The sequence below is a fragment of the Aestuariimicrobium kwangyangense DSM 21549 genome (assembly GCF_000421525.1).
GTDB classification, from domain to species: Bacteria; Actinomycetota; Actinomycetes; order Propionibacteriales; family Propionibacteriaceae; genus Aestuariimicrobium; species Aestuariimicrobium kwangyangense.
This window is the reverse complement of record NZ_ATXE01000004.1, coordinates 337,781-348,042: the sequence shown is the minus strand read 5'-3', so window position 1 is coordinate 348,042 and position 10,262 is coordinate 337,781. Positions and strand designations below refer to the sequence as shown.

The 10,262-nt window shown below is 70.6% G+C and carries 13 protein-coding genes; 10 read left to right on the top strand and 3 right to left on the bottom strand.

Going from position 1 to position 10,262, the window contains the following annotated elements; genetic code table 11:
• The first annotated feature begins 126 nt into the window (after nt 1–126).
• From nth to H507_RS17020, 3 genes are read left to right on the top strand one after another with little or no spacing between them, the layout of a single operon-like run.
• Nucleotides 127–840, top strand: coding sequence for an endonuclease III (gene nth, locus H507_RS0113560; RefSeq protein ID WP_026378232.1), 714 nt, complete (start codon nt 127–129; stop codon nt 838–840).
• A complete protein-coding gene (locus H507_RS17025; protein ID WP_051139829.1) occupies nt 837–1,478 on the top strand; it encodes a TlpA family protein disulfide reductase in 642 nt (213 codons plus the stop codon). Before nth ends, H507_RS17025 begins: the two co-directional genes overlap by 4 nt.
• Entirely contained in the window at nt 1,475–2,107 is a 633-nt protein-coding gene (locus tag H507_RS17020; RefSeq protein WP_022911238.1) for an NUDIX hydrolase, read from the top strand. The genes H507_RS17025 and H507_RS17020 overlap by 4 nt, the downstream gene beginning before the upstream one ends.
• A 47-nt stretch (nt 2,108–2,154) precedes the next feature.
• On the opposite strand, the gene H507_RS17015 is transcribed toward H507_RS17020, so the two are convergent.
• From H507_RS17015 to H507_RS0113535, 3 genes are all read right to left on the bottom strand, one after another.
• On the bottom strand, nt 2,155–2,634 hold the full coding sequence (locus tag H507_RS17015; RefSeq protein ID WP_022911237.1) for a phage holin family protein: 480 nt from the start codon (nt 2,632–2,634) through the stop codon (nt 2,155–2,157).
• A gap of 61 nt (nt 2,635–2,695) precedes the next feature.
• Nucleotides 2,696–3,907 carry a Na+/H+ antiporter NhaA gene (gene nhaA, locus H507_RS0113540; protein WP_026378231.1) on the bottom strand — a complete coding sequence of 404 codons (1,212 nt, stop codon included), beginning with the start codon at nt 3,905–3,907 and terminating at the stop codon, nt 2,696–2,698.
• 332 nt (nt 3,908–4,239) lie between these two features.
• On the bottom strand, nt 4,240–4,983 hold the full coding sequence (locus H507_RS0113535) for a class I SAM-dependent methyltransferase (protein WP_022911235.1): 744 nt from the start codon (nt 4,981–4,983) through the stop codon (nt 4,240–4,242).
• Between the two features lie 121 nt (nt 4,984–5,104).
• Between H507_RS0113535 and ssd the strand changes: the two genes are divergently transcribed.
• From ssd to H507_RS17525, 7 genes are all read left to right on the top strand, one after another.
• Nucleotides 5,105–6,148, top strand: coding sequence for a septum site-determining protein Ssd (ssd, locus tag H507_RS17010; protein WP_022911234.1), 1,044 nt, complete (start codon nt 5,105–5,107; stop codon nt 6,146–6,148).
• Nucleotides 6,145–7,308 carry a TadA family conjugal transfer-associated ATPase gene (locus H507_RS0113525; protein ID WP_022911233.1) on the top strand — a complete coding sequence of 388 codons (1,164 nt, stop codon included), beginning with the start codon at nt 6,145–6,147 and terminating at the stop codon, nt 7,306–7,308. Before ssd ends, H507_RS0113525 begins: the two co-directional genes overlap by 4 nt.
• A 13-nt stretch (nt 7,309–7,321) precedes the next feature.
• Nucleotides 7,322–8,122, top strand: a complete 801-nt coding sequence (locus H507_RS18330; protein ID WP_157438996.1) for a type II secretion system F family protein — start codon at nt 7,322–7,324, stop codon at nt 8,120–8,122.
• Between the two features lie 17 nt (nt 8,123–8,139).
• Nucleotides 8,140–8,895: a type II secretion system F family protein gene (locus H507_RS0113515; protein WP_169512717.1), complete on the top strand. Its 756-nt coding sequence runs from the start codon at nt 8,140–8,142 to the stop codon at nt 8,893–8,895.
• 226 nt (nt 8,896–9,121) lie between these two features.
• The gene (locus tag H507_RS17985) at nt 9,122–9,364 is read left to right on the top strand and encodes a DUF4244 domain-containing protein (protein ID WP_022911230.1); all 243 of its coding nucleotides are present in this window, start codon (nt 9,122–9,124) and stop codon (nt 9,362–9,364) included.
• Between the two features lie 113 nt (nt 9,365–9,477).
• Entirely contained in the window at nt 9,478–9,858 is a 381-nt protein-coding gene (locus H507_RS0113505) for a TadE family type IV pilus minor pilin (RefSeq protein ID WP_245558933.1), read from the top strand.
• 23 nt (nt 9,859–9,881) lie between these two features.
• Entirely contained in the window at nt 9,882–10,235 is a 354-nt protein-coding gene (locus tag H507_RS17525; protein WP_169512716.1) for an Rv3654c family TadE-like protein, read from the top strand.
• Nucleotides 10,236–10,262: the final 27 nt, after the last annotated feature.

Genomic DNA, 10,262 nt, shown 5'->3' with positions numbered 1-10,262 from the left:
TCAATGTTCAAGGGATGCTCCTGGGGCTGAACTGTGAGAAATCAGTCTATCGACGGCCATTTCGCCGCAATCGGGGGGGTGCCAACTCCGACCATGGCCCCCGTCGGGGCCGACTACGCTGGGCGCGTGGTGACCAGAACCCCGGCCGAAGCCCCCGCTCCCGAGCTCGTCGAGCGGGCCCACCACATGCACCGACTGCTCGCCGAGTGCTACCCGCAGGCTCGCTGTGAACTCGACTTCGCCACCCCCCTGGAACTGCTGGTGGCCACCGTGCTGTCGGCCCAGTCGACCGATCGGCGGGTCCCCTCGATCACGCCCGTGCTGTTCGCCCGCCACCCCGACGCCCGCGCCTACGCGGAGGCCGATCCCGACGAGCTGGAGCGGATCATTCGCCCGACGGGTTTCTTCCGGGCCAAATCCCAGGCCCTGATCGGCATCGGACGAGCACTGGTCGACGGGTTCGACGGAGTCGTGCCGGGAACCCTCGAGGAACTGGTGACGCTGCCCGGGGTGGGACGCAAGACCGCCAATGTCGTGCTCGGAAATGCGTTCGGTGTGCCGGGGGTCACTCGCGACACCCACCTGATGCGGGTGACCAGGCGCATGGGGTGGACGACGGCCACGAAGCCCGACGACGTCGAGCGGGCCGTCGGTGCGCTGTTCGACCCCTCCGACTGGGTGATGCTCTGCCACCGGGTGATCTGGCACGGGCGCCGCCGTTGCCACGCGCGCAATCCTGCCTGCGGCGCCTGCCCCGTCGCCAGCCTGTGCCCCTCGTTCGGGGAGGGGCAGACCGATCCGCAGAAGGCCGCGGCGCTGGTGAGGGAGCCTCGCGCATGAGCCACCGACGTCTGCGCAGTGCCGGGATGCACGGGTTCGCGATCGGGCTGGGCGTGGTGATGACCCTGGCAGCCTGTTCGTCCGCGCCGCGAACGGTGGACGAGTTGCCCACCCCGTCTGCCGTGGCTGACGGGACCAACCTGCAGGCCGAACGCAAAGCGGCCGGGATCGCCGACTGCCCGGTCACGGCCTCCGACGCGGCCCCGGTCGAGGGGGGGCTGCCTTCGCTGACCCTGCCGTGTCTGGGGGGCGGTTCGCAGACGACCCTGGCGGGCCTGCGGGGCCCGATGCTGGTCAACTTCTGGGCCCAGTGGTGCGGGCCCTGCCGGGAGGAGGCGCCTCTGCTCGCGAAGGCATCGCAGACCTTCGCCGGCAAGGTCGCCTTCGTCGGTGTCGACACCAACGACCCCCGCCCGGGGCTGGCGATCGAGTTCGCCAAGCATGCGGGGTGGACCTACGCACAACTGCGTGACGCCACCGGGGACCAGGTCGACAAGCCTCCCCTGCAGGCCAAGAATCTGCCCACCACGATCCTGGTCGACCGGCGGGGACGCATCATCGCCAGGCACCCGGGTGGGTTCACCTCGCAGGCCGCGCTCGACCAGTGGATCGCGTCGACCCTGGGCGTGACCCCATGAGCGACTGGTTCGACCTGCTGGCGGGCAGGCTCGACCCCTTGGGCACCCGTCAGCGATCGGGGGAGCACCGGGTGACCTCGCGCGCCACGCCCTCGGCGGTGCTGGCCCTGCTGACCAGCGGGGATCGTCCGGATCTGGTGTTCACCGAACGGGCCTCGACCCTGCGCAACCATGCGGGCCAAATGTCGTTCCCCGGCGGCCGGATCGACCCCGGCGATGCCGATGCGGTGGCGGCGGCCCTGCGCGAGACCCATGAGGAGATCGGTCTCGATCCGTCCGCGGTGGGCCCCTTGGGCGAGTTGCCGCCGACCCGACTCACCACCGCCGTGTTCAATGTGACCCCCGTGGTCGCAACCTGGTCGGGGGACGAGCCCGTGGCGGTGATGGACACCGCGGAGGTGGAGTCGATCCACCGGTTCGCCATCGACGACCTCGTCTCACCGGAGCACCGGGTGGTCGTCCACCACCCCCGCGGAGGGGTCGGGCCGGCCTTCGTGTTCGGCGACTACATGGTGTGGGGTTTCACCGCTCACCTGGTCGACGAACTGGTGCGGCTGGGCGGCTGGGAACGGCCCTGGCCGCGACGGGTCGTCGAGATCCCGGACAGATTCCTCCGCTCGGGATTGTGAGCGGCGTCAGACGTCCGGCCCCCCAGTCGCGGCTCAGAGGTCGCGGCTCAGAGGGCGCGGCGGGCGTGACGGACGGCAGCCTTGGCGAGGGTGTTGCCGTTGACGGCGGCCTGTCCCTGCTTGATGGCGGCGCCGAGGGCCTGTGCCGTCGTCTGCAGCTCGGCGATCGTGGCCTCGGGCTTCTTCACCTGCTTGAACTGCTTCATGCCGATCATGCCGAGCATCCCTGCGACCAGCAGACAGACCACCGCCATCAGGGCGAAGCCGATGATCAGGCTGAGCAGCACGCCGAGTCCGACCGCAGCGTTGAACAACAACGAGAACGCGAAGGCGCCGGTGAGGAACAGCAACGACAGGGCATTCATGGCGAAGTAGCCAGCGGTCCCGAACATGCCCGACCCGATGCCCGCGTGCTTCACGGCGGGCTGGATCTCGGCCTTCGCGAGTGCCACGTTGTCGTTGAGCATCTGTGGCACGTCGGTCTTGAGGTTGTTGATGACGTCACCAACCTGCAGACGATCAGTCATTGTGGCTCCTTGCTCGGGTGTGTGGTGCTCGGGAACAGCCTAGTGGCGATGGCTGCGCCCGTCAGGAGCCGGATGCAGCCAGCCCCTGGCGCCGCCCGTGCACCCTCGACCGCAAGGTGACCAGGATCCCACCCACCAGGGCTGCGATCAGGGAGGCGGTCAGCACGGCGGTCTTGGCCTCGTCCAGTCTGGTGAGGTCCGTGGCGAAACTCAGTTCACTGATCAGCATCGAGACGGTGAACCCGATGCCGGCCAGCGCCGAGACCGAGGCCAGGTCGATCCAGCCGACCTCCGGGCTGAGCTCGGCTGCGGTGAGCCGGGTGGCGAGCCAGGCGCCGCCGAACACTCCGACGATCTTGCCCAGCACGAGCCCGACGATGATGCCCAGCGGTACCGGGTCGGACCACAGGGCCGAGAGTGAGGACGCCGAGATGGGGACCCCAGCGGCGAAGACGGCGAACAGCGGCACGCACAGTCCGGCCGACCACGGCTGGACGGCATGCTGCCAGCGGTCGGCGGGGTCGTGCAGCTCGTCCTTGCGGATGGAGGTGAGCAGGCCCAACGCGACTCCGGCGATGGTGGCATGGATGCCCGACTGGTACATGCACCACCAGGCCGCCACGAACAGCACCAAGTAGGCGGGCAGCACCTTGATGCGCCAGTGGTGACCAGCCCACCACAGGGCCATCGCCGCTGCCGCTCCGAGCAGCCACAGCACCGAGATGGACGAGGTGTAGACCACCGCGATCACGATGATCGCGCCGAGGTCGTCGACGATCGCCAGCGTCAGCAGGAAGGCGCGGAGTGGCGACGGCAGGTTGCGGCCGACGATGGCCAGCACCGCGAGGGCGAAGGCGATGTCGGTCGCCATCGGGATCGCCCACCCCTGAAGACTCCCCGACGCGCCGAAGGAGTTGATGGCCACGTAGATGCCGGCCGGCACCGCCATGCCGCAGACCGCGGCGATGATCGGCACCAGCGCGTCGGCCGGCCGGGACAGGGAGCCCTCGACCAGTTCGCGTTTGAGTTCGAGGCCGGCGACGAAGAAGAAGACGGTCAACAGGCCGTCGGACGCCCAGTGGGCGAGGGTCATCGGTCCCAGGTGCGCGTGCGACACCGCCACGTAGCTCTCGTGGCTGACATTGGCCCAGACGAGGGCCACGACGGTGGCTGCGACCATCAGGAAGCCACCCACGGTCTCCGACCGGAGCACGTCGGGCAGGTGGAGGGCGTCGGGTCCTGAGGTGGGACCACCGAACGCGATCCGTCGCAGGTGGGGGCGGTCGGTCGGGGAGTCAAGGCTTGGGGAGCCCGGGGACTGCGGGCTTGCGGGGCCGGGTGGGGCGAGGGGATCGGGCACGGAACTCACCTGTCTCGGGTGGGCTGCATCCCTGGCCGGGGCATCGAGTGGGCCGGGGCATCGAGTGCGGGTGGCGTCGAGTGCTGGGGCATCGGGGTGCAACGGGGCGTCGTCGTCGCCAACGTCCGCTGACGACGGTCGACCAGACTTCCCGACACGCCGTGCACACCGTATCAGCGCCCTCCATGTCTGGGACCGCTATGTCAGGACATCGCGGTCCGGACCGCGATGTCAGGACGCCGGTGTCAGAGGGCGATGCTCAGGCCGTCGTCGTCGATGTCGATGGGTGCCGTCAGTTCCACGTGGTCGACCCAGGCACGCCAGCAGCGCAGCTGGTAGGGCAGCCGCAGGGCGTCCCTCCCGCTGGGGGCGGCGTTGTCGTACAGGGCCGCGACGTCGGCGACCAGTTCGGCCCGGTCGGCCTCGTCGAGACCGCGCGCGGCGGGGAGCCGCTCGACCATGGCCAGCATGTCGGGACGACTCGTGGGCACCCAGTGCCGATAGCTGGTGGCGTCGTGCTCGGGGAAGTACTTGCTGTCGAGCAGGTGTCCGACGGCCTCCAGACCGTAGTCGCCGCTCATCGCGTGCGGATCGAGTTCCCGCAGTCGTGCGATCAGACGCCTCACCCACGGAACCGAGTCGTCGCGGGCCAACAGGCTGACGCAGGCGGCGCCTCCGGGACGAAGCACCCGCGCCATCTCGGAGAGCACCAGCCCCGGGGCGAATCGGTGGAAGGTCTGGTGGGCGAGCACGGCATCGAACTGGCACGGATCGAAGGGCAACGACTCGGCCTGCGCGACGACGGCCACGATGCCTGCCTCCCGCAACCGCGAGACGACGGCCACGTCCTTGTCGATGGCGATGACCTGGTGGCCCTGCCTCGCCAGCGCGACGGGCAAGCTGGGCCCGGCAAGGGTGAGCACCTTCATGTTCGGTGCCGGTACGAGCCACTCCAGTGCCTGGGTGGGCAGGGTGAAGGGGCGTGGCATGGGGCCCATCGTAGGCGTCCGGCTGGGCTGGTTTGTCCACAGGCAGGGTCCCGGTGGGTGTGTCGTCCACAGATTGGTGGCGGGCCGGAACACGGCGGGTTCCGCGCCGCACAACTGTTGCGTGAACGAGGTGGCGGGCGCCCTGGTGGTGGCGAGGCAGACGAGGTTGGTCGAGGCGGTGCAGGCATCGGCGGCCGCGGTCGGTCGGCCGGTCGAGGTGGTGGCCGATGCCGACACGGTGCGCCGGCGGTGGCGGGCGGCTCCACTGGTGCTGGTCGGGGCGGAGTGCGCCGCGATGGTGCTCCGCCTGGGGCTGGCTCCTCGCGCCGGGGTGCACGTGGTGGCCGCCAGCGCGGACGAAGCGCTGGTCTGGTCGACACCGTTGCAGGCGCCCGCGCTGGTGTTGCCGGATGGAGCCGGTCTGCTGGCGGGACTGTTGGCGGAGCTGGGGGCGGGCCCGGGTACGGGCGAGGTGGTGCAGGTCACGGGTGCGTCGGGCGGTCTGGGCGTGAGCAGTCTGGTGGCTGGGCTGGCCCAGGCCTCGGCGCGGCGCGGCCAGCGGGTCGCTGCCGTCGAACTGCCCCACCACTCGGGTGGTCTCGACCTGTTGATGGGTGTCGAACGGCAGCCGGGCTGGCGCTGGCCCGACCTCGCCTCGGCATCTGGCCACGTCGGTGACCTCTCGGGGCAGGTTCCCAGGGCCGGTGACGTCGACTTGGTGTCGTCGGGACGACCGGGGGTCGAGGTCGGTACGTCGGCCATGGTGGCCGTCACCCAGGCGCTGACCCGCAGCCACGAACGAGTGCTGCTCGACGGGGGTCTGTTCGGGGCTGTCGACCTGCCCGGCGGGTTGGTGACGAGCGTCGTGCTGGTCGTGGGTGCCGACGTCCGCAGCGTGGTGGCGGCGCGCTCGAGACTGGCGGTGGCCGCGGGTGAGGGCAGGTCCGAGGGGGTGCGGGTGGTGGTGCGTACGGGCCGCGATCGCAGACTCGCCGCCGACGAGGTCGGCCGTGCACTCTCGCTCCCGGTGCTCGGTGTGGTGCGGGACGATCGCGGTGTACCCCAAGCTCTGGAGGCCGGTGACCGCCCCGCCCGGCGAGCCCGATCGTGGTTCGCACGTGACTGCAGCACGCTGGTGGGTCGGTTGGTGGAGGGCGCCGCATGACCCCCGACGACCTGGACCGGCTGCGCTCATCCCTCGCTGCCCTGGGGCGGGGCTGGACACCCGACGACGTGGCGGTGGCATTGCGCCGACTCGGGCTGGTGGTCTCCGACCAATTGGTGGTGCAGGCGCTCGACACGTTGAGGCGAACCAGCGTCGGCGCCGGCCCACTCGACGAGTTGCTGGCGCTCGACGGGGTCACCGATGTGCTCGTCAACGGAGCGGACAGCGTGTGGATCGACCGCGGCGCTGGTCTCGAACTCACCGACGTGAGCTTCACCGATGAGGACGAGGTGCGCCAGCTGGCGGTGAGGCTCGCCGCGAGCACGGGTCGGCGGCTGGACGAGGCAACCCCGTGGGTGGACGCCCGGATGCCCGACGGCGTCCGGGTGCATGCCGTGCTCTCGACCCTCAGCGATCCGGGCACCTGCATCTCGCTGCGTGTTCCGGCCCGGCGGTCCTTCGGGTTCGAGGAACTGGTTGCTGCCGGATCACTCACGCCGTTGGCCGAGCGGGTGCTGAGGGAGGTGATCGTTCGCCGGGTGCCCTTCCTGGTCACCGGCGGCACCGGCAGCGGCAAGACCACGCTGCTCTCCGCGCTGTTGGGCCTGGTCGACCCCGGTGAGCGGGTCGTGGTGATCGAGGACTCCCGGGAGCTGTCGCCGCGGCATCCGCACGTGATCCGGCTCGAGGGGCGGGCGGCGAACGCCGAGGGGGCCGGGCGGGTCAGCCTCACCGATCTGGTGCGGCAGTCACTGCGGATGCGTCCCGACCGGGTCGTGCTGGGCGAGGTGCGGGGGCCAGAACTCGTCGACCTGTTGATGGCGATGAACACCGGCCACGAAGGTGGCTGCGGCACGGTGCACGCGAACTCGGTGGCCGACCTCCCGGCACGGTTGGAGGCGCTCGCGGCGCTCGGGGGTCTGGGGCGTGATGCCTGCCATGCCCAGGTCGCCTCGGCGCTGCGCGTGGTCGTGCACGTGGCCAGGGTCGGAGGGCTGCGCCGGGTGGCCGAGATCGGCGTGTTGCGGCGGACGGGGGGACTCGTCGAGGTGGCATCCGGCTTGGTCGTCGACGAGGAGGGGGCGGAGTCCACGGCCAGCGGGTGGGCGGAATTGGCGGCGATGTGCGGCATAGCCCGATTCGCCCAGGTGGCCGCATGAGTTGGGTGGCCGCATGACCTGGGTGGTCGCAGGCTGCCTGGCTATGGCGGCTGGGCTGCTGGTGCCGGGGAGCCCGGTCGGGATCAGCCGTTTGGTCGAGCGGCAACCGGCGGCGGCGATGGGCATGGCCCGTCGGCTGGCAGCGGTGATCGGCGTGATGGCCGGGGTGTGGGGGGTCGGCGCCGTCGTCGGACCCGAGATCGCGTTGTGGCTGCTGGTGCTCGGCATGTCCACCGGTCTTGGGGTGTGGCTGGTTCGTCGTTCCCGGCTGCGCAGGCTGGCCCGTGTCACCCGACAACAGGTGGCCGAGGCGTGCCAGGTGGTGGCGGGACAACTCACGATTGGTCTCCTGCCCCAGCGGGCTCTCGAGGCCGCGGCGGAGGACTGTGACGTCGTTCGTCCGGTCCTGGCTGCCGTCCGGGTGGGAGGATCTGCCCCCGAGGCCCTGCGCAGGGCAGGTGCGTCGGCAGGTGCTGGAGGGCTGGTCGAGTTGGCCGCTGCGTGGGAGTTGTCCACCCGGCTGGGGGCGCCCGCCGCCTCGCTCGCCCAGGCCGTCGCCGACGGTCTGGCCCGGGAGGAGCGTCTGCGCGAGACCGTGGCCACGGAGCTGTCGGCCGTGCGCGCGACCAGCACGATGCTTGCGTTCCTGCCGGTGGTGGGGGTGCTGATGGCGGCCCTGGTGGGTGCCGACCCGGCTCACTTCCTGCTCACGACCTGGCCGGGACGACTGTGTGTGCTGGTCGCCACGTCGTTGACGGCTGCTGGGATCGTGTGGACGGAGCGGTTGGCCGAGCGGTCGGGTGGGGGTCTGTGATGGTGATGATCTGCGCCGTGGCCGCTGCGACCGGCGTGTGGCTGGCGATGTCGGGGCTGCCCGACCCGAGACGGATCGGGGCGTGGTCCGTCCCTGGGAGATCACGCCGGGGGCGCTTCGGACGCCTGCTCGCCGGACGAACCGATGCCCTGTCCTTGCCGATCCGCGCGGTGGCCGGGTTGCTGGTCTGCGCCGTGGTGGCACTCGCGCTGCCCGACCTGGGTCAGGTACCGGTCTGGCGAGTGGCACCCGGGGCCGTCCTGGGGGTGGGGGTGCTCCTTGGGCTCGGCTGGATCGAACCGCCGTCGACCCGACACGACCGGGAACGTCAACGCTCGCAGCTCCCGGGCACCCTCGACCTGCTCGCCGCGGCCCTGGCTGCGGGCTGCGCGGCCAGGGTGGCTGCCGCGGAGGTGGCGGCCGTCTCGCCCGAACCCAGCCGGACGGCGTTGTCGTCGGTGGTCGCCGAGACGGGGGTCGGGCGCAGCGATGCCGACGCCTGGCGCAGTCTGGCCTCCTCCACGAGGTGGCAGGAGGTGTGGGGCCCTGTCGGGCGGGACCTCGCCCGCAGTGCCCGCGACGGGGTGCCGGTGGAGGAGGTGCTGCGTGTCCAGGCGCGCAGGGCTCGACAGTCGAGGCAGGCGGCACTGGAGAGGCGAGCACGAGCAGTGGGTGTGAGTTCCGTCCTCCCGCTGATGGTGTGCTTCCTACCCGCGTTCATCGCGGTGGGCGTGGTGCCGATCGTGTTGGGGCTAGCCCTCCACTACCTGTGAGGTGCGAGGGCTGAGGCGCAACGGCGGCGGGAGGTGGACGCAGCCCGGTCGGGGATCAATGGTCCTCGGCCGGGCTCCTTCGCGTCGTCGCCGGGTGGTTGTCCACAGGCGGGGTGCGATCGAACCGTTGTCCACAGCCGCGGGAACCGGGCGGTGCACGACGAGCCCTCGTGACCACAGTGCAGATGAACCCACGGGGTGGGTCACCAACCGAAAGGGAAACAGCATGTCCAACCAGATCGATCTGCTCGACACCAGCACCCATGCTCCGGCGGGGACGTCCGGTGACGGTGCTCTCACCAGGCTGGCCCAGCGGGGCCTGGCCACGGCCGAGTACGCCGTGGGCATCCTCGGGGTGATCGCGTTCGCGCTGATCGTGTACACGACCATCTCCAACAACAAGATCGCTGACTTCATCCTCGCCAAGGTGCTCGATGGCATCAAGTACTTCGCCGGAAAGATGAACTGAGTCACGCCCACCGACAGAACGGGGACCCCGGGATGCGGTTGGCCGACTCCGGTCGACCGCGCCCCGCGGGTCCCCACCCGCAATCCCGCCACATCGCGAGAGGGGAACCGGAGATGTCCACATCAATCAGGCCTGCCCAGATCCGAAGATCGGGTCGACCAGCCCAGCGGGGCATGGTCACCGTCGAGTTGGCCATCGGTCTCATCTTCGCCGCCTTGGTGTTGTTCGCCTGCAGTGCCGTGATCGGGCTGGCGATCCTGCAGGGGCAGTGCGAGGACACCGCGACCCAGGTGGCACGGCAGGAGTCCCGAGGGGACGAGTCAGCCGCCCGCCGGTCTCGCCAGGCCGCTCCCCGGGCGGCGACGATCACCACCACCACCAAGGACGGTTGGGTGACAGTCGTGGTGAGTGCACAACGTGGCTGGGGGACCATCGGTCCGGTCACGATCAGTGGTGAGGCCAGCCTGCCGCTCGAGCCGAACGCCCAGCCATGAGGGGGCGAGGCCGTGAACGCGGCGTGGGAACGATTCTGATTGCAGCGCTGATGCTGCTGGTGGTGCTCGGGACGTTGGCCGGGGTGTGGGTGCTGGGGTGGTGGCGGGCCCATGCCCGCGCCGCCGACGCGGCTGATCTGGCGGCGATCGCTGGCGGTGAGGCGTACGCCGCGACCGGCGAGGCCTGTTCCCGGGCACGACACACGGTGGCCAGGAACGGGGCCGAGCTGGTCTCGTGCTCGGTGGCAGGCGATGCCACCAGCTTCGTCGTCACCGTCACGGCGGAGACGAGGCTGTGGCCACCCGTGCACCTGCCCGGGGCCCCACGCAGCGTCCGGGCCACGGCCCTTGCCGGGTCGTCCAACGCATTGCCGTGAATGTCGGCGCTCGTCCCTAGCCTTGGG